This window comes from Candidatus Sulfidibacterium hydrothermale (assembly GCF_020149915.1).
Lineage (GTDB): Bacteria > Bacteroidota > Bacteroidia > Bacteroidales > F082 > Sulfidibacterium > Sulfidibacterium hydrothermale.
The window spans coordinates 3,083,438-3,109,267 of sequence record NZ_CP083760.1; the positions used below are offsets into that span (position 1 = coordinate 3,083,438).

Annotated in this window: 20 protein-coding genes; 11 read left to right on the top strand and 9 right to left on the bottom strand. The window is 42.3% G+C overall.

The features are described from left to right. Positions 1-76 precede the first annotated feature (76 nt). A complete protein-coding gene (locus LA303_RS12655; protein ID WP_240525743.1) occupies positions 77-550 on the bottom strand; it encodes an Lrp/AsnC family transcriptional regulator in 474 nt (157 codons plus the stop codon). Positions 551-778: 228 nt separating this feature from the next. On the opposite strand from LA303_RS12655, the gene LA303_RS12660 reads away from it, so the two are divergent. The 5 genes from LA303_RS12660 (at position 779) to arcC (ending at position 8,539) form a co-directional block, all read left to right on the top strand. Further along, complete coding sequence (locus LA303_RS12660) at positions 779-2,260, top strand: pyridoxal-phosphate dependent enzyme (RefSeq protein ID WP_240525744.1); 1,482 nt, start codon at positions 779-781, stop codon at positions 2,258-2,260. Between the two features lie 89 nt (positions 2,261-2,349). Then, on the top strand, positions 2,350-3,591 hold the full coding sequence (gene thrC, locus LA303_RS12665) for a threonine synthase (protein ID WP_240525745.1): 1,242 nt from the start codon (positions 2,350-2,352) through the stop codon (positions 3,589-3,591). Next, complete coding sequence (xdh, locus tag LA303_RS12670) at positions 3,588-6,137, top strand: selenium-dependent xanthine dehydrogenase (protein WP_240525746.1); 2,550 nt, start codon at positions 3,588-3,590, stop codon at positions 6,135-6,137. The genes thrC and xdh overlap by 4 nt, the downstream gene beginning before the upstream one ends. 29 nt (positions 6,138-6,166) lie before the next feature. Then, positions 6,167-7,438 (top strand): amidohydrolase family protein, encoded by a 1,272-nt coding sequence (locus LA303_RS12675; RefSeq protein WP_240525747.1) that lies wholly within the window; start codon positions 6,167-6,169, stop codon positions 7,436-7,438. A 159-nt stretch (positions 7,439-7,597) separates the two neighbouring features. Further along, on the top strand, positions 7,598-8,539 hold the full coding sequence (gene arcC, locus LA303_RS12680; protein WP_240525748.1) for a carbamate kinase: 942 nt from the start codon (positions 7,598-7,600) through the stop codon (positions 8,537-8,539). A 158-nt stretch (positions 8,540-8,697) separates the two neighbouring features. Here arcC and ygeW read toward each other — a convergent pair whose 3' ends face one another. From ygeW to LA303_RS12705, 5 genes are all read right to left on the bottom strand, one after another. After that, positions 8,698-9,885: a knotted carbamoyltransferase YgeW gene (gene ygeW, locus LA303_RS12685; protein ID WP_240525749.1), complete on the bottom strand. Its 1,188-nt coding sequence runs from the start codon at positions 9,883-9,885 to the stop codon at positions 8,698-8,700. Positions 9,886-9,954: 69 nt separating this feature from the next. Next, positions 9,955-11,154, bottom strand: coding sequence for a YgeY family selenium metabolism-linked hydrolase (locus tag LA303_RS12690; RefSeq protein ID WP_240525750.1), 1,200 nt, complete (start codon positions 11,152-11,154; stop codon positions 9,955-9,957). 324 nt (positions 11,155-11,478) lie between these two features. Further along, entirely contained in the window at positions 11,479-13,188 is a 1,710-nt protein-coding gene (locus tag LA303_RS12695; protein WP_240525751.1) for a hypothetical protein, read from the bottom strand. Positions 13,189-13,306: 118 nt separating this feature from the next. Then, positions 13,307-14,596 (bottom strand): T9SS type A sorting domain-containing protein, encoded by a 1,290-nt coding sequence (locus LA303_RS12700; protein ID WP_240525752.1) that lies wholly within the window; start codon positions 14,594-14,596, stop codon positions 13,307-13,309. Positions 14,597-14,730: 134 nt separating this feature from the next. Then, positions 14,731-15,012, bottom strand: a complete 282-nt coding sequence (locus LA303_RS12705) for a hypothetical protein (protein ID WP_240525753.1) — start codon at positions 15,010-15,012, stop codon at positions 14,731-14,733. Positions 15,013-15,684: 672 nt separating this feature from the next. On the opposite strand from LA303_RS12705, the gene LA303_RS12710 reads away from it, so the two are divergent. From LA303_RS12710 to LA303_RS12720, 3 genes are all read left to right on the top strand, one after another. Next, positions 15,685-16,656: an IS110 family RNA-guided transposase gene (locus tag LA303_RS12710; protein WP_240525754.1), complete on the top strand. Its 972-nt coding sequence runs from the start codon at positions 15,685-15,687 to the stop codon at positions 16,654-16,656. A gap of 255 nt (positions 16,657-16,911) precedes the next feature. Next, positions 16,912-17,763: a patatin-like phospholipase family protein gene (locus LA303_RS12715; RefSeq protein WP_240525755.1), complete on the top strand. Its 852-nt coding sequence runs from the start codon at positions 16,912-16,914 to the stop codon at positions 17,761-17,763. A 25-nt stretch (positions 17,764-17,788) separates the two neighbouring features. Next, positions 17,789-18,355: a DUF3109 family protein gene (locus tag LA303_RS12720; protein ID WP_240525756.1), complete on the top strand. Its 567-nt coding sequence runs from the start codon at positions 17,789-17,791 to the stop codon at positions 18,353-18,355. Between the two features lie 48 nt (positions 18,356-18,403). On the opposite strand, the gene LA303_RS12725 is transcribed toward LA303_RS12720, so the two are convergent. The 3 genes from LA303_RS12725 to LA303_RS12735 form a co-directional block, all read right to left on the bottom strand. Further along, complete coding sequence (locus LA303_RS12725) at positions 18,404-19,270, bottom strand: glucosaminidase domain-containing protein (protein WP_240525757.1); 867 nt, start codon at positions 19,268-19,270, stop codon at positions 18,404-18,406. A gap of 47 nt (positions 19,271-19,317) precedes the next feature. Beyond that, the gene (locus LA303_RS12730) at positions 19,318-20,328 is read right to left on the bottom strand and encodes a beta/alpha barrel domain-containing protein (protein WP_240525758.1); all 1,011 of its coding nucleotides are present in this window, start codon (positions 20,326-20,328) and stop codon (positions 19,318-19,320) included. 318 nt (positions 20,329-20,646) lie between these two features. Continuing rightward, a complete protein-coding gene (locus LA303_RS12735; RefSeq protein WP_240525759.1) occupies positions 20,647-21,015 on the bottom strand; it encodes a CoA-binding protein in 369 nt (122 codons plus the stop codon). Positions 21,016-21,208: 193 nt separating this feature from the next. On the opposite strand from LA303_RS12735, the gene clpB reads away from it, so the two are divergent. The 3 genes from clpB (at position 21,209) to atpC (ending at position 25,822) form a co-directional block, all read left to right on the top strand. Then, a complete protein-coding gene (gene clpB, locus LA303_RS12740; RefSeq protein ID WP_240525760.1) occupies positions 21,209-23,797 on the top strand; it encodes an ATP-dependent chaperone ClpB in 2,589 nt (862 codons plus the stop codon). A 273-nt stretch (positions 23,798-24,070) separates the two neighbouring features. Next, a complete protein-coding gene (atpD, locus tag LA303_RS12745; RefSeq protein ID WP_240525761.1) occupies positions 24,071-25,582 on the top strand; it encodes a F0F1 ATP synthase subunit beta in 1,512 nt (503 codons plus the stop codon). Between the two features lie 6 nt (positions 25,583-25,588). Beyond that, positions 25,589-25,822 carry an ATP synthase F1 subunit epsilon gene (gene atpC, locus LA303_RS12750; protein WP_240525762.1) on the top strand — a complete coding sequence of 78 codons (234 nt, stop codon included), beginning with the start codon at positions 25,589-25,591 and terminating at the stop codon, positions 25,820-25,822. Positions 25,823-25,830: the final 8 nt, after the last annotated feature.

Here is a 25,830-nt window from a genome sequence, read left to right on the forward strand (position 1 = left end):
TCACGAATTTCCGCCCTTGTTATTTTCCGGACACACCTCTAAAATCAAAAATTAATCCAACGTCCGCAACACAGTATTACAATTTAAAAGTATAGGACAGCTTGGAATTGGTCAGCACAAACGAACTGTAAAACTGTGAGATATTCTCAATAACCGATAGCTTATTCGTTAAAAAATCATGATAATCATCCATATCCCTACAATAAACTTTCAATAAGAAATCAAAATTCCCAGAAATGTAATAACACTCACTCACCTCATCAAGCTTGGCAATAGCATCTTCAAAAGCCTCCACAACTTCTTTGGTATGCCGGGCCAGATTGATGGAAATAAAAACCACCAGATTACGGTCAATTTTCTTAGGATCAAGCAAGGTAATGTATTGCTTAATCAGACCACTTTTTTCCAGTTTTTTAATTCGTTCATAAATCGGCGTGGTGGAGAGATATAATTTTTCTGATAATTTCCGGATAGTAATTCGACTGTTTTCCTGCAATAAATTGAGCAATTTCCGGTCAATCTCATCCATTAGTCTTTTGTTTTTTTCCATTTTTCCAAGCGTTTTAAATTGTTTTGAACAAAAATGCAGCTGATTTTTCTACAAGTTAAGGATAAAAATTAATCCAAAATGACAAAATACTACATTTACCGCCAAAAATAATATCTTTTTTCTTTATTTCAAAATATTATAAGATGATTTACTTGTTTAAAGCTTGATTTATAAAATATATCTATCTTTGCAAAAACAAAAAAGTACAACTAAAAAAATAATAATGCCATGATACATTTTTCTGACCGGGTAGTAAACGAAGAAGCCCTTGAACACGCTGTTCAGCGTTTTAGAGAACAAAAAATCATTCTGCCTACATTTGAACAACAACGTCATCCCGAATTAATTCCGGATAAAATAAAAGAAGCTTTAAAAAACGTCGGATTGTGGGATATCAATCCGTTAAACCTGTTCCGCATCACCTGGAAAAACGAACCCAAAGAAAAGGGAGGATTATTTGGCAAACCGAATTACTTCGAGCTCCCCTCTGAATTTACCGGCGTAAAAGCCCGTATTGTTTTGCTGGTGGGAAAATACTTTCCTACGGGAGCCCATAAAGTAGGAGCCGCTTACGGATGTCTTGCTCCGCGAATTATCACCGGCGAATTTGATCCGACTTATCATAAAGCCGTTTGGCCTTCTACCGGTAATTATTGTCGTGGTGGTGCTTTCGACAGCCGCCTGATGGGTACAGAGCCCATTGCTATCCTGCCACAGGAAATGAGCCAGGAACGTTTCGACTGGCTGCGTAACGTAGTAAAATCAACCGTTATCGCCACCCCGGGAAGCGAATCAAACGTAAAAGAAATTTATGACAAATGCTGGGAATTGCGCCGTACACGCGACGATATCGTTATCTTCAACCAGTTTGATGAATTCGGAAATGCAGCCTGGCATTACAACGTTACCGGTCAGGCTATCGAAGAAGTTTTTGAACTGACCAAAAACGAAAAAACCCAGCTGGCGGCTTACGTATCGGCAACCGGATCCGCCGGGACCATTGCTGCCGGTGACTACCTGCGCACCATTGCTCCGCACATCAAAGTAGTGGCTTCCGAAGCTTTACAATGCCCCACCCTGCTGCGTAACGGATTTGGCGCACACCGTATCGAAGGAATTGGCGACAAACATGTTCCGTGGATTCACAACACTAAAAATACCGATGTTGTTTCGGCTATCGACGACGAAGAACCGATGCGTTTGCTGCGTCTCTTTAACGATCCGGAAGGTCAAAAATATTTGCGCTCTATCGGATTCGACCAGGAACTTATCGACCATCTCCCGTTAATGGGAATTTCTTCCATTGCGAACCTGCTTACGGCTATCAAAACGGCCAAATATTTTGAAATGACAGAAGATGACATGATCGTCACTGTAGCTACTGACTCGGTAGATATGTATCTGTCGCGACTGAAAGAACTGGAAGAAGAACGGGGGAAATATACCGCTTACCAGGCCGCTGCCGATTTCTCAGGCTGCCTGACCGGACAAAAAACAGACAATATGCGCGAACTGGGATATCAAGACCAGAAAGCCATTCATAATCTGAAATACTTTACCTGGGTAGAACAACAGGCCAAAGAAGTGGAAGACCTGAACACCTTATGGTATGACCGTGAAATCTGGCCGAAACTGTTTAACCAGGTAAAAGTCTGGGATCAATTGATTGAAGAATTTAACGACCGTACCGGTTTGTTAAAAGAATTATAAAAACAACCTTTTCGGGTAAATGTCAAAAGACGGAAGATCCGTCTTTTGACATTTGCTTAACTTTGTTTCCGGTTCAATACAGAAATAAAATGGTACAAACAGAAAAATTTTATTATCGGTGTGTTAACTGTGGTCGTGAATATCATGACAATGAGGTTCGATACCTGTGTCCTGAATGCAGCCGCAATCAAAGCCTGGAAGAAGCCCCCGAAGGTGTACTGAAGGTCGTTTATCCTTACGAAAAAATAAAAGAAAAATATCCGGATTTTCAATCGCTTAAAGCATCCGGTTTTTTAGACCTTTATCCGGTAAAGAGCCTGGAAAGCTTTCCGCCTCTTCGAGTGGGGCAAACACCGTTTTATTCCATTCACCGCTTAAACGGAACAAACCTGAAAGAAAAACTGTATTTAAAAGACGACTCCTTAAACCCGACCTATTCTTTTAAAGACAGAGCTTCGGCATTAGTAGCTGCCTTTGCCAAAGAAAGAAATATCCAAACCATTATCACCGCATCGACCGGAAACGCCGGATCATCACTGGCCGGTATCTGTGCTTCAACCGGACAAAAAGCCATTGTGCTCGTTCCTGAAAAAGCACCGCTGGCCAAACTCACCCAGATCGTAATGTATGGTGCGCAAATTGTCCCGGTAAAAGGAACTTATGATGATGCTTTCGACCTGAGTGTAAAGGCCACAGAAAAATTTGGCTGGTACAACCGGAATACCGCTTTCAACCCCATGACCATTGAAGGGAAAAAAAGCGTAGCATTTGAACTTTTTGACCAGATGAACGAAACGGTTCCTGACCGGATCTTTGTTCCGGTAGGCGATGGGGTTATCATTTCCGGCGTCTATAAAGGGTTTGAAGATTTGCTGGAACTGGGATTGATCGACCGGATGCCTATTATGGTTGCTGTTCAGTCATCTGGCAGTGATAATCTGGTACGGAACGCTTTCTCCTCCACAACGGAATTCCGCAGCAGTAACACCCTCGCCGATTCCATTTCCGTGGATATTCCAAGGAATTTCCACATGGCCAAACAGTTTTTACAGAAATATCAGGGTGAAGTACTTGCCGTAGATGACGATGCCATCTTACAGGCATCCAAACAATTATCATCCAACACCGGATTGTTTTCCGAGCCGGCTGCAGCCACAGCTTTTGCCGGATACCTGCATTATCACCAACACCACAAACTTGCCCCGGACAGCAAGAACATCGTATTACTTACCGGCAGCGGATTAAAAGACTTGAATGCCGTGCAAAAAGTTATTACTCTGCCCGCAGCCATCTCCCCTGATTTATCCGAACTCCAAAACTTAATATCATGATAACCTTCAACCTGAACGGAAAAACGATGACTTACGAAGGGGACGAAAACGTTACCCTTCTGAATTTTTTACGAAATGATCTGGGCATCACTTCTGTAAAAGACGGATGTTCCGGACAGGCTGCCTGCGGTGCTTGTACCGTTGAAATTAACGGGAAAGCCAAACTCTCGTGTGTAACCAAAATGGGCACCCTGCAAGATGCTACCATCCTTACCATGGAAGGTTTCCCCGAATACATCAAAGAAACGATCGCCACAGCCATGGTGAACGAAGGCGCTGTACAGTGCGGATTTTGTACGCCGGGATTTATCACCACCACAAAAGTTTTGCTCGAAAAGAATCCGAATCCTACAGTTGAAGAACTGCGTAAAGCTTTTAAACCCCACGTTTGTCGCTGTACAGGCTATAAAAAAATCGAAAAAGGAGCCCTTGCTGCTGCAGAAGCCTTACGAAATCACCAGCATCTCAAGCTCAGAAAAACATCCGGAAAAATCGGAGAATCGCATCCGAAATACAAAGCCATGGAAGCGGCGCTGGGAATCAAAAAATATGTGGACGATCTGAAAGTAGACGGCATGCTGTTTGGAGCGCTGAAGTTAAGCGACTATCCCAAAGCCAAAGTGTTGAAAATTGACACTTCGGAGGCCGAAGCACTGGAAGGTGTAATCCGGGTGTTCACAGCAAAAGATATTCCGGGCGAGAAAAAGGTTGGCCTTATCCTTCAGGATTGGTCAGTTATGATTGACGAAGGCGAAACCACCCATTATATCGGCGATGTGATTGCCGGCGTTGTAGCCCAGACAGAAGAGATTGCCCGGAAAGCCGTTGAGCTGATTCATATCGATTACGAAGTACACAAACCCGTAACCGATATTTTTGAAGCCATTGATGGCGAGCGGGTTCATCCTGAACGCCCCAACAATTTCGATACGGTAAAAGTAACCATTGGCGATCCGGAAGAAGCGTTTAAAAAAGCAAAATATATTTCAAAAGGAAGATACCAAACCCAACGCATTGAACACGGATTCCTGGAAAAAGAATCGGCGCTGGCCCTTCCGGATGACAACGGCGGAATTTTATTGTACAGCCAAAGCCAGGGAATTTACGAAGACCAACGGCAAGTAGCTATGATCCTGGGGATTCCGGAAGAAAAAGTTCATGTAAAACTGGTTCCTAACGGCGGCGGATTTGGCGGAAAAGAAGATCTTTCCATTCAGGGACACACGGCTTTGTTTGCACATATCCTGCAAAAGCCGGTCAAAATCACACTTTCCCGTGAAGAATCCATTCGTTTACATCCTAAACGGCACCCGGTCGTTATGGACATGGAAGTCGGAGCCGATGAGAATGGCAAACTGGTAGCCCTTAAACTGGAAGCTTATGGCGACACCGGGGCTTACGCTTCAGTAGGGATGAAAGTACTCGAAAGAGTTGCCGGCCATGCCGCCGGCGGATATTACATTCCGTCTGTTTCCATGACAGCACGCACCATTTATACAAACAATATCCCTTGTGGCGCCATGCGCGGGTTTGGTGCCAATCAGGTCACCTTTGCGCTGGAAGTCTGCGTGGACGATATTTGCCGTCAGGGAGGTTTCGACCGGTGGAAATTCCGGTGGGACAATGCATTAACCGACGGATTGACCACATCCACCGGACAACGGGTTTACGGTGTGGGAATTCGCGCCTGCCTTGAAGCTGTAAAAGATGATTTTTACAAAGCCAAATACGCCGGCCTGGCTACCGGAATAAAGAATTCCGGCGTGGGGAATGGAATGATTGATGAATCGAAAGTAAAAATAGAAATCCTCGAGAACGGAAAAGTTCGTCTGAACCATGGATGGACAGAAATGGGGCAAGGCGTGAACAATATGGCTTTGCAAACACTCTGTCAGGAAACCGGTATCGATCCTGATGACATTGAAGTGGTCATCGACACCGAGGCCGGCATCAAAACCGGAATGACCACCTCATCCAGAGCTACGGCACTGGTAGGACTGGCCATCATCAATGCATCACAGGCGTTAAAAGAAGACCTGAAAAACAAAACCTTACAACAACTGGCCGGAAAAACTTATAGCGGACAATATGTTTGTGACTGGACCAATAAACCTTCGGACCAGGTGGAAGACCCGAAAATCCATTACTCGTATGGTTATGCGGCTCAGTTATGTATTGTGAATGATGAAGGAAAAGTAGAAAAGCTCATTGCAGCCCACGATGCCGGTAAAATCATGAATCCCATGCTTTTTGAAGGACAAATTGAAGGAGCTGTAGCCATGGGATTGGGGTATGCCCTTTCGGAAGATTTACCGATGAAAGAAGGTTATCTCGTTCATGAAAAATACCGGAAACTGGGAATTTTACGCGCCCACGAAACCCCTGAAATTGTGGTTAAAGGCGTAGAAGTACCGGATCCTGTAGGACCTTACGGAGCCAAAGGAATCGGGGAAATCGGACTTGTCCCCACAGCAGGCGCCGTGGCGAATGCGCTGTGTGCCTACGATGGAAGACAAAGGTTCCGTTTACCTTTAAACAAATATTAAAACGAGTTGTTATTTAATCTGAACGATCTATGTCGATTCTCTTAAAAAATGCCCGGTTTTTGGATTGGAAAACCTTACGGTTTAAAGAAACCAATTTACTGGTAGAACCGGGATTAGACGGAAAAATAACGTTTTTGGAAACAACCCATCCTGTTTCTGAAGATACTGAAGTACTGGACTGCAAGGGAATGATCGTGACCAAATCGTTTGTGGTAGGACACCATCATGTTTATTCTGCATTGGCCAGAGGCATGGGTGCTCCTAAAAAAAATCCTGAAAACTTTGTTGAGATTCTGCAATATATCTGGTGGACACTGGACAAGGCGCTGGACCGTGACATGATCGAAGCCAGTGCTTTATCCACAGCCATTGCCTGTGCCAAAGCCGGTTCTACCTTTGCAATTGACCATCATGCTTCACCCAATGCAGTACGTGATTCGCTGGAAATTATCGCCAAAGCTTTTGACCAGGTAGGTGTCAGCCATCTGCTCTGCTATGAAATTTCTGACCGTGACGGAAAAGATATTGCTGAAGAGGGACTGGAAGAAACCGAAAGTTACCTGCAAAACCATCAGGGGCTGGTGGGACTTCATGCTTCTTTTACCGTGGGAAATGAAACCCTGAAAAAAGCGGCCATCCTTTCGGAAAAATATAACTCCGGATTTCATATTCATGTGGCAGAAGATGTTTTTGATGAGGAATTTACCAGAAAAGAATTTGGAAAATCGGTTGTGGAAAGGCTGAAAGATACTGGAGCCCTCGATTCGTCCAAAACGATCCTGGGACATTGTCTCCACCTCTCGCATGCCGAAAAAGAATGGGTTCAACAATCCAAAGCCTGGGTAGTACAAAATCCGGACAGTAACCTGAACAATCATGTGGGATTTTTCAACGGAGAAAACCTGGGTGACCGTATTATGCTGGGCACCGACGGGATGCACAGTGATATGATTCGCTCTGCACAACAGGCTTATTTCGTAGGACAAACTTTTGATGATATCGACTTTTCAAAAGCCTATCAAAGATTCAGAAATGTTCATCATTATTTAAATGAGAATCATTTTACCGGAGACGGTGAGAATAATCTGGTCATTCTCGATTATAAAAGCCCCACCCCGGTTTCTGAAGAGAATTTTCTTGGTCATTTTATTTTCGGGCTTCAGGCCTCCGATGTCCGCCATGTCATTTCCAACGGACAACTCATTGTAAAAGACCGCAAGATACAAACCATTAACGAAGAAGATGTTTTAACATTTACCAAAAAACAGGCCCTTCGTCTTTGGGAAAGAATGCAACAATAAATCTGCGGGAGATCGCTGGTGTTTCTCCCTAAAGCAGAATTCTACTCAAATCAAGAACTAAAAAATGCAAACATCGTTTGCAGGGTGGGTTATTGATTTATTGCTAATAAAAAATTTTTATCTATGATTTTGATTTATAATTATTTAAAAATATAAAACATGAAAAAATTAGCCGTTGTAGCTTTCGGTGGAAATGCATTACTGAGAGCCGGACAAAAAGGAACGATTGAGGAACAAACGGCCAATGCAGCCGAAGCCAGTAAAAAATTATTGACACTCGTTAAAAAGTACAATCTGGTTTTAACCCACGGAAACGGTCCACAGGTAGGAAACATTTTGCTGGCCAACAGTGCCGGACAAAAGCTGTATGGGATTCCGGAAATGCCAATGGATGTGTGTGGTGCCTATTCACAGGGATTTATTGGCTACGTGCTGGAACAACAGCTCCGGAATGTATTAATGAAACGAAATAAAGTTCGCGATATCATTACCCTGATCACCCAGGTTTTGGTTGATAAAAACGATCCGGCTTTTCAAAACCCGACAAAACCTATCGGCCCCTATTATTCCAAAGAAGAGGCTGAGGACATCATGAAAAAAACAGGTGCTGTCTTTAAAGAAGATGCCCGCGGAAGAGGGTGGCGAAAAGTTGTGGCTTCTCCGGAACCGCTGGTAATATTCAATCAAAAAACCATTGAAAAAATTGCCCGCGAAGGACATATTGTAATTACGGTGGGCGGCGGCGGCATTCCTTGTTATTACGAAGCCGAAAAAACACTGAAAGGAATTGAAGCTGTTATTGATAAAGACCTGGCATCCTCACGATTAGCCATTGGCATCCGGGCCGATAAATTCTTTATTCTGACCGATATCGCCAAAGTGTTTATCAACTTTAACACCCCTCAGGAAAAAGCCATCGACAAAATGACCATCCTGCAGGCAGAACAATACCTGCGTGAAGGACAATTCGGAGAAGGCAGTATGAAGCCAAAAGTCAGAGCAGCTATAAATTTTGTAAAAAATACCGGGAAAGATGCCATCATTACCGATACGGAAAAATTAGGAATCGACAATGGAGGTACCCGGATCACCATGGTTTAACTGTAACAGGAACTTTGAAGGAATAACTGATTAAAAACGTTTAGCATAACACGACCTTTAAATGTTCCATTTTACTTATTCTTTGTAATAAGTAATAAAAAAGCCCCGCAAATTCGCGGGGCCTTTTTTTTATGGAACAGTTAAATAAATAATGAGTTCTAATACAAAACCCTTTTTTGGTTGCTGTCCAGAATTTTCTGTAATACTTCCGGTGTATTTTTAAACCGGTTGGTAAACATCATGGCAGCAATAATATAGGGTTTAAAACCAGCTTCCACATAAGTAGGAATACGGTATTTTTCAAACACATCTTTGCTGACTTCTCCGGCTTTACACGAAACATCAGTAATGTCTGCCGGCAGGCAGTGCATATACAATGCATCCTGTCCTTTGGTGAGTTGCATTTTGTGTTCGTTGTATTCCCAGTCTTTGTGTTTGGCATTTTCGGCCAGAGCTGCTTTTTCCAGTTCATCCAAGGCTTGGGTATCGCCTTTTTTCAATAGCTCGGTACGTTGTACCATCACATGGAACGGCGCCCAGCTTTTGGGATAAACAATATCTGCATCCTTCACCGCTTCTTCCATCGAATGGCTGATATGGAAACTTCCCCCGCTGTTTTTAGCATTCTCACGGGCAATATCCACAATTTCAGGAATCAACTCATAGCCTTCAGGATAAGCCAGCTCCACATTCATTCCGAACCGTGTCATCAACGTGATGATACCCTGCGGAACAGAAAGCGGTTTACCGTAACTCGGCGAATAAGCCCAGCTCATCACGATTTTCTTTCCTTTAAGCGCTTCGAGCGAACCATAATGCTGTTTCAAATGCAGCAAATCAGCCATCGACTGGGTAGGATGATCCTGGTCGCATTGCAGGTTTACGATACCCGGACGTACCGGCAACACGCCATTTTTATATCCATCGTCAAGCGCCTGACCCACTTCCAACATGTATTTGTGTCCTTCGCCAATGAACATGTCATCGCGAATGCCGATAAAATCACTTAAAAAAGAGATCATATTGGCGGTTTCACGTACGGTTTCTCCGTGGGCAATTTGCGATTTCTTTTCATCCAAGTCCTGTACTTCCAGTCCGAGCAAATTGGCTGCCGAAGCATAAGAAAAGCGGGTACGGGTAGAGTTATCCCGAAAAATGGAAATCGCCAATCCTGATTCAAACACTTTCGGTGAGATATTATTTTCCCGCATCTTTTTTAGAATGGCAGCTGTTTCCAGCACCATTTTCAGTTCTTCTTCGCTTTTCTCCCAAGTCAGCAGGAAATCATTCTGATATAAATTTGTTTTTAATGCTTTTAGTTGTTCTATCTGTTGTTTCAGCTCCATATTGATTTTTTGTTTTTGTGTTTCTTTTGCTTTTTTCTTGTGTCTTGTATCTTTTTTCTTGATTCTTATTTACTTTTCATCAGCAAACTTATAGGCATAAGCGGCATAGAAAGCGCTGGCTACTACGAGATGTTCCACCGGTGTTTTTTCGTTAGGAGCATGCGCCAGCTCTTCGTTACCCGGGCCAAAACCAATGGTCGGGATACCATAAATACCATTGATCACCACGCCGTTGGTAGAGAAAGTCCATTTGTCTACTTTCGGCGCTTTTCCGTACAAGGCCGAATAAGCACTGACACCGGTTTGTACCACCGGATGATCTTCCGGCATTTTCCAGGTAGGATAGTATTTTTCCATACCGTATTCCAAGCCGGTGTATGCTTTTTCTTTATACTGCAGAACCTCCACTTTGGCGTTCATGTCTTTTACGATTTCTTCAATCTCTTTTACGGCTGATTCTTTGGTTTCTCCCCAAGTAAGCCGTCTGTCGAGATGAAATTTTGCAAAATCGGCAACCGAACACAGCGAAGGACTTCCGGTAACCATTTCCGAAATCGTTACACTTCCTTTTCCAAGAAATTCATCATAAGCCAGCCGTTCGTTCAGTTTTTCAATCTCCAGTGCTGCTTTTGAAGCCATATAAATGGCATTCTTTCCCCTTTCGGGAGCAGAACCGTGGGCCGACAAACCGTAAAAGCTCACTTCAATCTCCATCCGTCCGCGGTGACCCCGATAGATGTTCAAATTGGTCGGTTCGGTACTAATGGCAAAATCAGGACGAATTTTATCTTCTTCCACAATGTATTTCCAGGGCAATCCATCCGAATCTTCTTCCATCACACTACCCACAAAATAGATGGTAATATCTTTGTCGAAACCCAACTCTTTCAGAATACGTCCGGAGGTAACAAAAGATGCCGGACCACCTTCCTGGTCAGCCGTTCCACGGCCCAAAACATAACCATCTTTGATTTCTCCACTTAAAGGATCAAATTCCCAGGCATCCAAATCGCCGAAATCCACGGTATCCATGTGTCCGTCAATGGCCAAAATGCGTTTTCCGTTGCCGATGCGGCCAATCACATTACCCAGTCCGTCAATGAAAACTTCGTCAAATCCGGCTTCTTCCATCTGACGTTTCAGCTCTTGCTGAACCTCTTTTTCCTGAGTACTTAATGATTTTATCTTTACCAGTTTTGACAGGTTTTGTGCCGTATAATCGCGGTACTTTTCCGAAAGCTCCTTGATTTTTGAAAATATTTCTTCCATGATCTATATTTTTAATTAACGATTAATAATTTCTTTTTGAGAGGGTTCCGTCTCTCCAACACCCCTGCTTTCCACGCTGAAAAACCCTCAAAAAATTCTTTACAAAATTAAATCTTATTCTTCAATTAATTCTATTTTATGGTTAAATAAAATTAAGTTTATCTAAAAAATGGTAAATTCTACTAAATAGCTGCCAAATAAAGGAAAATGAATCTAAAATAATTCCTATTTTCAATTTCAGACAGAGAAATAAACGCCAAAAGAGAAAAAAAGGCAAATTCATCCTCTACAAAAAAGGATATTTTCAGGCTTTTTAACTTTGGATTATTTTGTTTGTTTTGGGTAAGACAACGACTCTGCACTTTTCCGGTTAATGGTGTTTATACTGGGCAACATCGTTGCTTTCATCCCGCTATAGAGTGTTTTCCACAAAAAGTTTCCAAATCCTTTTTCAATATCACGCTGAAAAAACATGGAGGCGGTTTTCGCCCCTTTTTGGTCTCCTTTTCGCGGATTATTTTTACGAACCATTGTATTTACCCCCCAGCTCATGAATTTATTAGACGCTTTGCGGTCTTTTTTCTTTGTTGCTACCAGCTCCATATCATGATAAAGCATGGTCATGGTTCCGGTTCCATAACGCGGACTACCACTTCCTTTAAAGGTCATCTTGTCCAAAATACCTGATTTAAATTTCAATCCCGAAGCCGGATAAATGGCCGGATTAAAAACCCGGAAAGCAACCGGTCCGTGTACTGCTCCACTAAAGTAAAACGTGTCTTTCACCGACGCCAGCGGAAAAGAAAACCGAAGATAAAAAGGAGCTTTATTCATCATCCGGCCGGTAAGATTAATCTTCATGTTGCTTTTTTGCCAAAGAGAGGGGACATTTGTCACGTGAGTAATGGTTCCCGAAAGATCAGAGAAATAAACAATAAGCGGGGTAGAAATAACCGGCGACGATTCGCTGTATTGAAACCGGCTGTTTAAAATCTGTATGGTGTCAATGGTTATTTTTCCCGGTATTTTTTTCAACGACTGCTGGGGAAACAGAGGCCGCTGTTTATGGTTAAAGGGAACTTTTTTATCCCGGTAAAGATCGATCAGGGCATGGGATATTCCTATTTTTCGAATATATACTTTCCCCTTTGTGAGATAAAGATAAAAGTTTGCTCCGTCAAAAGAAATTTTATCAGTCCTCATGTCAAAACGCTCTTTCTGAAAACGAATGTGTTTTGAGAAATCTTTTTTAGAATACAACGGTTTATAACGAAATCCGTCAATATAAAGTTCGTTACCCTTAAGGTCGACAAAAAGTTTATCAAATTGAATATCGTACAATTGATTTCCCAGCTGAATGTAATTGTCTTTTGCTGTCAGAAAAGCTTCTTTTAAGGACGGATAAAAATACTGGTTTTGATGCCCGCTGTTTTTAAGCATCAGATCATTGATTTCCAACGAAATATTATTACTTACCAGTGTATATTTATGCCGTTTGTAATTATAGATTTCCCATTTACTCTTTTTAAAACGGATGGTTCGGATAAAAACGCCATGAAGCAAAACAAGCCGAACAGAATCTTTAAAAGAAACCTTTTGTTTTTTGGCCGGAGTTACCGGTTTTTTAATGCCGTTAAACTTGTACATTTTAATCACCGGATTTTTTACGGTTATTTTCCGAATGATTAACTTTTTCTCTTTCAAAAGCGTTTTAAACTGAATGCCGGCTACCGTAAGCCGTCCCAAACTGAGTTCCGGAACCATCATGTCCACATTGGCTTTGGCCAAACTGTCCAAATACAGAGAATCCGGCTGATAATGCAATCCAATCAGGCTTACCGAACGGTTCATAAAATTAAAACCCACCCTGGAATAGGTAATATGATAATTTTTGAGTTTTTCTAAATGCACGAAATCATCAATTTTATTCTTTATAATTCCGGCTACAATGCTGTTAAAACTAATAATCAGCACAATGATCAGAGAAAGAACACTTCCGGTAATAATCCAAATTTTCTTTTTTCGTCCGGGCATAAAACAAAATATCGCTATTGTTGACTGCTTAAAAATACAAAATATCCGGATATACCCTTTTTTTCAGTATCCGGGGACCATAATTTATGAAAGAAAACAGGCAAAAAGAAGAAGGAAATCAATACTTCAGCAGTTTACGGCTAAAGCTTGCCCCGTTCGATTCAGTAAATCTCAAAATATAAAGGCCTTTCGGAAGATCGCTCACGTCCATGGTTTGTCTTGAGAAACCCTGGGACAACGAGAACTGCTCTTGCATCACTTTTTTCCCCACCAGCGAAAAAACTTCAACTTTCAGGCTTAATGGCTTGGAAGCATGAACCGAAAAATTCAATACATCTTTCACCGGATTGGAAAATTTCAGCTCACTGATATCAGAAGGAATTTGCCGTATTCCTGCCGCTGTGGGCTGGTCAACAGAAACTTTCAATGTTACCGGAAGGTGATCGGAATTGTAATAAAGGGCATTCAAAACGTTGGAAGGAACAGTCGTATTTTCAGGATCATCCAACAGGGCTTTGTTAAAATGTTTTCCATCTTGCCCTACTACATGAAAACTTCCCGGCACATATTTTACTTTTTTTGTTCCGTTTTTTACGTTGTTTGAGATCAAAATAAAATCAAACCGGTCATCCAGTCCGCCGCCGGCAGGACAACCACTGGTGTAAGAATGCGTACTCTGCGACTGGTACAAGGCATAAGACGCATTGTTGTGCCAGTCACCCACTGCATCTACCGGATCGTGAAACCGGATGGCTTCATTTTTATAATTAATAAATTCCTGAAAAGCAGGTTCCTGGTCAGTATAAACATTAAAATCGCCCATGAGCAGATAATTTTCATCCGGATCATGTGCGGCAATATAGTTCATGGTATTGGTAGCCATCACTTTCCGGGCATTCTGATCATCAATACCGGCTTTCAGGTGGGCCACAACACAATAGATAAATGTTGTATCGGCACCTTCGTTTAGATCGGGCGATTTGTAATACAATTTAAAAATGTCCACATCGCGGATATAGGTCTGCGCCACCACGTGAGAAGCCTCTCCCAGTTTATTCTTATTGTAATACAAAACATTGACCAAATAAGCATCTTTTGGTGCCAGGGTATCCGAAGCCTTAACATATTCGGTTACACCATCGGTATTCAAACCGTTATTCAACAAATAATCATGATAAGACCGTATTCCGGTCATTTCGTTTACCGTCAGAATATCCGGTTTAACATAGTGTACGATCGTACTGATATATCCCGTTTTTCGGGCAACATTATTATTACTTGATGTACAATAGCTTGTGAAATTACCGTAATTCAACAAGTTATATTGCATAAAAGTAATGGTATCTTGTCCTTTGGCAAGAAAAGATAAAAAGACAAAATATAATATGATAGGTAAAACTTTCTTCATACGATAAAATTTTCTGCAAAATTAAAGAATACCGCGTGAATCCGGTTGGCTGACCGGCTGTTTTTCAGCTTTTTTAACAGAATTTTAAGAAAAAAAACAGTAAAAGCTGTTCTGAATTTAATCGCAGAGGCTGGTTATTGCGATTCCGTTTGTGCCGCCCGGGCTTTTCTTTTTTTATAATAACGGGCTCCCACATATTGTCCCAGGAAAAAAGCACCGACCAAAAAAGGATAAGTATAAAGCTGAAAGCCGAGTTCAAAGTAATACCGCAAGAAAATAATAACCGGTATGGGGAGATGAACGGCCAAAAACCATTGCCAGGAGAATTTTTTCACTGAACCGCGCCAGTATCCCCAGGGCATATTAAAGAAAAATGTAATCAGCGTAACGATTCCCAAATGGATGTATTCCTGCATGTGCTTAATTTTTGGTTGGCAAAACTAAGAAGAAATATTCTAAATAATGGCATGCTTAGAAATTTCTTTGGGTAATTCCCTTTTTGATGTGATTGGGTTTTGATAAGAATAAAGTCTGTTTTGTATTGATAATTGTAGCTTTTTCTCTTTTCCAAATAGTTTTGCAGAAATCTCGAAGGGATGAAATACCAGCCACCTCTGAATAAATTCAGCGTCAATGATAATAAGAGTCGTCCCTGCGGGACTCCAATACACCACGTCTTATCGGCGCTTCGCGTTTAGGGTTTAGGATTTTTGTCTTTTGGTTTTTTGTTTTTTGGGGGTTCAATCCGGGTCATTGGGAAACGACAAACGATAAATATTGAGTGCTGAATGGTGAATAGCGAATGGTGAATCGTTGATTTTCAAGATTTTACCTGTATTTTCACTGTCATCCTATGTTTGCAAAAAGAAATAATTACAGGAAGTGTTAAGTTTGAAAATTATTAACCAATCAGAAGAGAAAAAGGAGAAAGATAAAGACTAATGGTTGTCATTAGGCTAAAAAAGCCCGTTCAGGATGATAGTCCCTTTCTCCTTTCTACTCAATCTTGAACAGTTCGTTAGGCATGAAAGCCTGTATTTAGGATTGAAAAGACAAAGTAGAATCCCTTCTGATAAAAACATCTTGTCATGTGCAAAGTTATAGGAATTGATGTATCAAAATTAACTTTTGATGTTGCTTTTCAAAAAAAAGATGAAAAGTTCTCTTTTTTCAAATACAGTAATGATGCCAAAGGGTTTACAAAGTTTATGAAGATTATTGATAAAGAGGATCTCTGTGTAATGGAAGCAACAGGCCCTTATTATCTGTTTTTAGCCCGGTTTCTTTTTAAACAAGGGGTAAAAGTATCCGTAGTTAATCCATTGCAGATTAAACACTTCGTAAGAATGCGAATGGTAAAAGCCAAAACGGATAAAAAAGATGCCCTGATGATCGCTTTATATGGCCAATCAGAACAACCCGTTTTGTGGCAACCCGATGAGCCGGTGATTATGCAGGTTCAGCAAATTCATTCTGCCATTGAAGGTTTGCAAAAACAGGCAACCATGCTTCATAATCAACTGGAAGCATTTTCCCGGTTTCCTGATTGCGACAAGAAAGTAATGCGTGAGTTAAGAGCATTGTTAAAAACGATTAAACTGAAAATAGCTAAACTGGAAGCCGGAATACTTGAAAAAATAAAAATACATTATGCCAATACATTTAATGCGCTGACATCTATTCCGGGTATTGGACCAAAAACAGCGGCCATCCTGATAGCAATTACCAATAACTTTCAAAAATTTGACAATGCTAAGAGATTATCTTCTTACGTAGGGTTGGTTCCCAGGATATTTTCATCAGGGACAAGTATAAACGGAAAAGGACACATTACAAAAATGGGGAACAGATATATACGCAAGCTATTGTATTTATGTTCATGGTCAGCAAAAAAACACAATAGTCAATGTATAGCACTCTATGATAGATTATCAGAAAAAGGAAAGCCCGAAAGAGTTATAAAAATTGCAATTGCAAATAAGTTGTTAAGACAGGCCTATGCTATTGGAACAAAATTGAATAAATACGAAGAAAATTATGAAAAAATATTTGCTTTTTAACACAGTTCATCCTGAACGGAGCGAAGCGTAGTGAAGGATCTCAAAAAACTGGCAGTGGTTAAAATAGATTCTTCGCTACGCTCAGAAGGACAAAAGAAGTTGATTTTTGGGATTTGTCTTTTTGTCTTTTGTGATTTCGTTTGTCATTGGCATCTTGTCTTGAGCACCGTCTTTTTGCTTTCAAAATATTGTCCTTCTCGGATTTCATCTCCTTTTTCTTTACCTTTGAAAGATTATAATCTATAATTACCAAACATGAAAAAGCGGCCTATGTACGGACTGGCATTAAGCGGCGGCGGCGCCCGGGGCATTGCCCACCTGGGCGTACTTACCGCACTGGAAGAAAACGGTTTTCGCCCTTCGGCCATTTCAGGAACCAGCATGGGAGCTATGGTAGCCGTGGGCTATGCCTTAGGAATTCCGGCCCGCGATATGCTGCGGCTGATCAAAAAAGAGATAAAACCGCTGCATGTTAGTAATATCAACTGGCAAAAACAGGGCATTTTCAGCTTGCGGAAAGTTGAAGATCTTTTCCGGTCACTGGCCATAAAAGATGATTTCAGCATCCTGAAAGTCCCGGTATTTCTATCGGTTACCAATTTAAATTCCGGACAAAACGAAATCATCTCTAAAGGAAAATTCATCCAGTACACGCTGGCTTCTGCGTCCATTCCGCTACTGTTCCATCCCGTGGTGATCAACGGCATTTACTACGTGGACGGCGGACTCACTAAAAATATGGCTGCAGCCGTTTTAAAAAACCAATGCAATAAGATCATCGGCGTTCATGTTAACCACATTGCCGAAAAAAGCGAATTCAAACGCATGAAAGACATCCTGTCCCGTTCGTACCATCTTGCCATCTACAATACCATCCGTAACGAACTGGGATATTGCGATTACATTGTTGATCCGCCCGGAACACGACGTTACACCACGCTTGATTTTAACAAAGCCGACGAAATTTTTGATGTGGGATACGAAGAAGGCCAGAAACTGGCTCTCCGGCTTAAAGCTGATGAACAAGCTGCCCGCTCACGGTTTTCTGCCGGTTTTAAAAAATCTTACCAAAAAATATCGCGTCTGATAAAACCGGAACAGAATTAATGCTCCGAATACTTATTTTTGCCGCATGATAGTGATTGAAAATACGCTCGTTTCGGACGAGTTAAGAACGGTTCAGTTTTCCTGTGATCTGGCACAATGTCATGGCGATTGTTGTGTGGAAGGAGATGCCGGTGCCCCGTTGGAAGAAGACGAAATTGCCCTGCTCGAAGAAATTATTGAAACCATAAAACCTTACATGACCCCGGAGGGACGCAAAGTCATTGAAAAAAACGGGGTTTTCGACTATGATATTGATGGGGAATATGTTACGCCGCTGGTTAACGACCGCGAATGCGCTTTTGTCGTTTTTGAAAACGGCATCAGCTACTGTGCTATTGAAAAAGCCTGGCTAGAAGGAAAAATTCATTTCCAGAAACCGGTTTCCTGCCATTTATATCCTGTACGACTATCAAAGCTAAAACAACACATCGCCGTTAATTATGATCGCTGGGATATTTGCAAAACCGCTTTGATAAAGGGGAAAAAAGAAAACATTCCGCTCTACAAATACCTGAAAACTCCATTGATCAGACGATTCGGGGAAAAATGGTATCAGCAACTGGAACAAGCCTTTCAAAAGCAAGAACCATAAACTTCTCTACATCAAGCCTTTTCCGTTTGCCTTTCCCGTATACCGGCTTTATTCTTCAAACAAACGGAAATGTTGTTTTTTGCGGATGTACTCCGGAGCAATTTTGTAATGATCATATTTTTTCAGATGGCTGGTTCGGATTACTTTCGCCAGATCCTGCACATACGAATCTCGCCGCTCTGAATACATTTTCAAGTATTGAATCAAAGAATCCGGATTACTTTCATGCATCCGGGCATCCCGGAAAGCAGCAAACGGCTTTCCGGTAGCCAACATTTTGTAATAGGCATCTATGGCTTGTTCAATATCCCTGAATTTCCGGAGATAAACCTTGGTTCCATCGCGGGTGGACGCAGCGGCAATGCGATTATGATCAGGATTGAACGACCACATTCCAAACGGGTTGTTGGCCTGAACAAAAAAACGTGAAGTCCCCCATCCACTTTCTATGGCGGCCTGAGCCAATACAATACTCACCGGAAAAGTATAAAGCCGTTTAATCAACTCTTGAACATTTTTCGTATGATATTTCTTCATCAATTCTTCCAGTGATTTTCTTTCTAACCGGGTCATTTTTTTCTTCCTGATCAATCTTTCCACTTCCTGCCGGGTAAAATCCAGATTGGTTTTGGCCACCAGGATGGCCGGCAGCATCATATCAAAAAACTTTTGTTTTTTCTCCGGCACCGGCAACGTATCTAACGAACAGGTACGCGTATAAACATACGGAATAACTTCCGGACTGCGTACCGGCACAATATCTGCCGGAGTTTGGATACGCTTGTCGATCACATAAACACGGCCCACCAGCCGCCTTTCCTCAGGCAAATGACAGGCATCCAATAACAACAAAGCAGAAAAAACGAAAACAAAAAAATATTTTACTCCCCGGAGGGAAAGAAGATTCTTTTCCATAAATAAACTTTTGGTTCCTAAAATGGTTTTTTTGAAAAAGCAAAAAGCTATTTTCTTCCGGTCATGGATTTGGGAATACGTCCCTGATTTACTGTTTTTGACCGTAAACGACGTCCCACAATTTTTTCTACAATTTTCCCGATCTGCAAAATACGATCGATGTCCAGATCGGTTTCAATTCCCATTTCATCCATCATCACCACCATGTCTTCGGTGCTAACCAAACCAACATCATTCGGATCATTATAATAATAATCGCCGGTACCGGCTACAGGAACTCCATCTACAAAATTCGCCGGTTGTCCGCCAATACCGCCAAGAGTTGATTCAAAATTGGTCATTCCGGCTTGCAAAGCCGCCAATACATTAGCCAGTCCCCAGCCCCGTGTAGTATGAAAATGGGCAATTTGTTTATGCGGATTATCCACTTTATCCAGCAACATCGAGTAATACCGGTAAACCCGGTCGGGAGAAGCAGACCCGTCATGATCGGCATGTTCCACATCATCAGCACCAATATCAAACCAACGCTGGGTAAACGAAATCGCATCTTCCAGCCGTGTGGGACCTTCAATAGGACACCCCCAAATGGTACTTACCGTTCCGTTAATTTTAATTCCGGCATCTTTGGCTTTCGGAATCCATTCTTCCGCCATTTTCCAATACTCTTTCAGGGTCAATCCGGAATTTTTAATCTGGTGCGATTCGCTGGTGGAAACCATCAATAAAATACGATCCGGCCCGTATCCTTCTTTTTTTGCATTGATTGCCCGCTCAATAGCCCGTTCACGAATCGTTACAGCAGTTAACACCACATCATCCAGCTTATCTTTCACTTTTTTACTCTGCCGGATTTGTTTAAACAGCTCATCGGCATCTTTAAACTGTGGCATCCCTTTCGGATTACCAAAATTAGTAACCTCAAGGTGTTTAACACCACTAAGAATTAATTGTTCAAGAACCCAGACTTTAGCTTGTGTGGGAATAAATTTTTCTTCATGTTGAAAACCATCCCGAACGGTAATGTCACCTACAACTACTTTTTTCGGATACTGCATAAATTTTCTTTTTTATGGGAGATAAACTGTAAATTGTCAAGGGCTAAAATACAACAATTTGCAAAAAGCACCGCGGCATCCCGGATGAAAATTCATTAAAAATTCATAAAACAACACCCAAAAATTCTATGGCAGAAAACAAAATACAGAATGAAATAATCTTGCAACAAATTCAAAACCAAGGCTTAATCTTTTGCCACTCTACTGAAAAACAAAAAAGAAGAAAACCTTTATCAAACAGGCTATCAACACAAGAATCTTATCCGTTTTTTCTGAGAAAAAAGAACCGGAAAAAGAAAAAACTCCGGCAACAAAAAATCAAAACAACAACGTTTCCAGCATCACCAGCGTACAATTTTCAATGGTTTCTATGCCGTTTTCCTGTGCTTTTTGAAGCAAAACCGGATTTTCTGTGCCGGGATTAAAGATGATCCGTTTGGGTTTAAGTGCAATCAGATAATCATAATAAGCCGGTTGCCGGGCCGGACCGATATACAGCGTAACCGTATGAACATCTTCTATTTTTGGAAAACCCGTTACAAACGGAACACCAGCTACCTGTCCGTCACGTGGTGCTAACGGAACCACTTCATGCCCATAGCGCAACAATTTGCGAATGGCTTTATTGGAATATCGATGCGGTTTCTCACTGGCCCCCACCACCAGGGTTTTCTTCTTTTGCTGCATAAAAAAACTTACTGTTTACGAATTAACGGCAAATATCGGAAATTTTTTCAGACCACCAAATTAAATACAGCCATTATGACAGTTTGTTTTGCTTATAACTGACAGAAAGTCTGAAAGTTATCATTATTTTTATCTTGGTTGAATATTTGTTTATATCTCCGCAAAAAACAAAGATAAAAAGGAGGAAATTAATATGAATTTAAATCAATTCACCATAAAATCGCAGGAAGCATTGCAGAAAGCCCAGGAACTGGCCATGCAACAAGGCCAGCAGGCTATCGAAAGCATCCACTTGTTAAAAGGGATTTTGCTTGTTGATGAAAATGCAACGCCTTTTCTGCTGAAAAAATTAAACGTAGACTATCCGGTCTTTTCACAGGCAGTAGACCGTATTATTGAGTCGTTGCCCAAAGTGTCGGGTGGTCAGCCTTACCTGTCAAACGATGCCCAGCAGGTTTTGCAAAAAGCACAAACTTATCTGGCCGAATTCAAAGATGAGTTTGTGTCGGTAGAACATTTGCTGCTGGCTATACTTGACGTAAAAAGTACCGCATCCGACCTGTTAAAAGACAACGGAATTACCAAAAAGGCGTTGATCACTGCCATTAAGGATTTACGCAAAGGTTCTACGGTCAACAGCCAAAGTGCCGAAGACCAGTATAACGCATTGAACCGTTATGCGCGTAACCTGAACGAAATGGCAGCCAACGGCAAATTGGATCCGGTTATTGGCCGCGATGACGAAATCAGAAGGGTATTGCAGATTCTTTCGCGTCGTACCAAAAACAACCCGATCCTGGTAGGTGAACCGGGTGTGGGTAAAACGGCTATTGCCGAAGGTATTGCCCATCGTATTGTAAACGGTGATGTACCCGAAAACCTGAAAACCAAACGGCTTTTCTCGCTCGATATGGGCGCACTGATTGCAGGAGCCAAATACAAAGGCGAGTTTGAAGAACGTTTGAAAGCCGTTGTGAAAGAAGTGGTTGAATCGGATGGCGAAATCATTTTGTTCATCGACGAAATTCACACCCTGGTAGGAGCAGGAAAATCAGAAGGCGCCATGGATGCTGCCAACATTCTGAAACCGGCATTGGCAAGGGGTGAATTACGGGCCATCGGAGCTACCACACTGAAAGAGTATCAAAAATACTTTGAAAAAGACAAGGCACTCGAACGCCGTTTCCAGCTGGTGATGGTGGACGAACCCGATACCGAATCGGCCATCTCTATCTTACGTGGACTGAAAGAGCGTTACGAAACGCATCATAAAGTGCGTATTCTGGATGAAGCGATTGTAGCGGCCGTCGAGCTGTCACAACGATACATCACCGACCGGTTTTTGCCTGACAAGGCCATTGACCTGATTGATGAATCGGCTGCCAAACTGCGTCTGGAAATCAACTCACTTCCTGAAGAACTGGAAGTTGTGGAAAGACGTATTCGTCAGCTTGAAATTGAAAAAGAGGCCATCAAACGTGAAAAAGATAAAGTTAAACTGAATCGTATTAACGAAGAGCTGGCCAACTTAAACGAAAAACGAAACGATTTACGCGCCAAATGGCGGGCTGAAAAAGAAATTGTAGATAAAATTCAGCAGCTGAAAAAAGCCATTGAAGATTACAAACTGGAAGCCGAACGTGCTGAACGTGACGGTGATTTTGGAAAAGTAGCCGAACTGCGTTACGGTAAAATCCAAAAAACCGAAGCAGAAGTAGAAGAGCTGAAAAAGAAACTGAAAGAAGTACAGGGCGACAAGCCCATGATCAACGAAGAAGTAACGGCTGAAGAAGTGGCCGAAGTCGTTTCGAAATGGACAGGAATTCCGGTAAGCCGGATGTTGCAAAGCGAACGCGAGAAATTACTGCATCTGGAAGACGAACTGCACAAACGGGTCGTCGGACAAGATGATGCCATCCAGGCCATTGCCGACGCCATCCGTCGTAGCCGTGCCGGATTACAGGACGAAAAACGGCCTATCGGTTCGTTTATCTTCCTGGGAACAACCGGTGTGGGTAAAACGGAGCTGGCTAAAGCGCTGGCCGAATTCCTTTTCGACAACGAAAACGCCATGGTGCGTATCGACATGTCGGAATATCAGGAACGGCATTCCGTTTCGCGTCTCGTGGGAGCGCCTCCCGGCTACGTGGGATACGACGAAAGCGGCCAGTTGACCGAAGCCGTCCGGAGAAAACCGTATTCGGTTATCCTGCTTGACGAAATCGAGAAAGCCCATCCGGATGTCTTCAACATTTTGCTGCAGGTATTGGACGATGGCCGTCTGACGGACAACAAGGGTCGTGTGGTGGACTTCAAGAACACCATTATCATCATGACTTCAAATATCGGGTCACACCTGATTCAGGAAAACTTCAGTCATCTGAAAGAAAATAACGAACAGGAAGTGATTGAAAAAACCCGGAATGAAGTTTTTGAATTACTGAAAAAGACGATCCGTCCGGAGTTTTTGAACCGTATCGACGAGATCATCATGTTCAAACCGCTGACGCGCGACGAAATTCACGGAATTGTAAAATTACAATTCAACCGCATACAGCAAATGCTGGCTAAAAACGGTATTCAGCTTGAAATTACCGACAATGCCATTCAAAAGCTGGCCGAAATGGGTTACGATCCGCAATTTGGTGCCCGTCCGTTGAAACGGGTTATCCAGCGCGAAGTACTGAACGAATTGTCAAAAATGATCCTGGCCGGTAAAGTCAATGCTGAAAAACCCATCCGTATTGATGTTAAAGGCGATGATTTCGTCTTTGAAAACTAAACCAAACAACTGATCCAAATATCTTTCGCAGGGTGCTCTTTCACAAGGGCACCCTGTTTTTTTTATGTTTTATTGCTTTTATCCCGATATCGGGATAAAATTTCCTCAGTAAATCTATTACTATACAGAAAGATACCCGCATTTAAACCATAAAACAGCCAACGGATAAGCCCCCGGATTTTCAGTTGAAAAATTTATTTTAAACACATTTTAAATAATTTTAAATTCCTATATTTGCCCCAAAGAATAAATCCTCTTAATCATAAGCTTTTTATGGACAAAAAAAATATCGGGCACATTGCACAAATTATCGGCCCCGTCGTTGACGTCGTTTTTGAAACTGAAAAAGATCTTCCCAAAATTTATGATGCACTGATCATTGAACGTAGCAATGGAGAAAAAATAGTACTCGAAGTACAACAGGCTACCGGAGAAAATACGGTACGAACCATTGCCATGGATTCCACCGACGGCTTACGCCGCGGAATGGAAGTCATCAGCACCGGACAACCTATTACCATGCCTACCGGCGAAAACATTCGCGGACGACTGTTCAACGTGATTGGAGAATCCATTGACGGGCTGAAAAAAGTGGAAACCAAAACCAGCTACCCCATCCACCGTGAACCTCCCATTTACGAAGACCTGAATACCCAATCCGAAATTCTTTATACCGGGATTAAAGTAATCGACCTCATTGAGCCTTACTCTAAAGGTGGAAAAGTCGGTTTGTTCGGTGGTGCCGGCGTAGGAAAAACCGTTATTATCATGGAGCTGATCAACAACATCGCCAAAGCGTATGCCGGACTTTCGGTATTTGGTGGTGTAGGTGAACGGACCCGTGAAGGAAACGATTTGCTTCGCGAAATGATCGAATCGGGTGTTATCCGGTATGGAGAAGCATTTAAAGAAGATATGGAAAAGGGAGGATGGGACCTCTCCAAAGTGGATTACGAAGAATTAGCTAAATCGCAGGCAACGCTGGTTTTCGGACAAATGAACGAACCTCCCGGAGCCCGTGCCCGTGTGGCTTTGTCCGGATTGACACTGGCCGAATATTTCCGTGACGGAGATGAAAAATCGGGCGGTCGCGATATTCTTTTCTTTATTGACAACATTTTCCGTTTTACCCAGGCCGGATCGGAAGTTTCTGCTTTGTTGGGACGTATGCCATCGGCTGTAGGTTACCAACCTACCCTAGCCACCGAAATGGGGGTCATGCAAGAACGAATCACCTCTACCAAACGGGGTTCCATTACATCGGTACAAGCCGTTTACGTACCTGCTGACGACCTTACCGACCCTGCTCCGGCAACAACTTTTGCCCACCTTGATGCAACAACTGTATTAAGCCGTAAAATTGCCGAGCTGGGAATTTATCCGGCTGTGGATCCGCTGGATTCCACTTCCCGTATTCTTACTCCCGACATTGTAGGAGAAGAGCATTACAACACCGCTCAGCGTGTGAAAAATATTCTGCAACGCTACAATGAGCTGCAGGATATTATCGCCATTCTCGGAATGGATGAGCTCTCGGAAGAAGACAAACTGGTCGTAAACCGTGCCCGCCGTGTACAACGCTTCCTGTCACAGCCTTTCTTTGTGGCCGAGCAATTTACCGGACTAAAAGGAACGCTCGTTTCCATTGAAGATACCATCAAAGGATTTAACATGATCATGGATGGTGAAGTGGATGAATATCCTGAAGCTGCCTTTAACTTGGTGGGAACAATTGAAGAAGCCATCGAAAAAGGAAAGAAAATGCTGGCCGAATCAAAAAAATAAGACAACATGAACCTGGAAATCATTACCCCGGATAAAACCATCTTTAAAGGAGAGGCCGACCTGGTACAACTACCGGGTATTGATGGTTCTTTCGAAATCCTGAACAATCACGCTCCGCTTATTTCGGCACTGGCCAAGGGAAAAGTAAAAGTGGGAAAAGGAAAATCGGAAGAATTTTATGACATCAACGGCGGTGTTATTGAAGTGCTTAACAACAAAGTGTTGATTCTGGCTGAGTAAGATTTTCT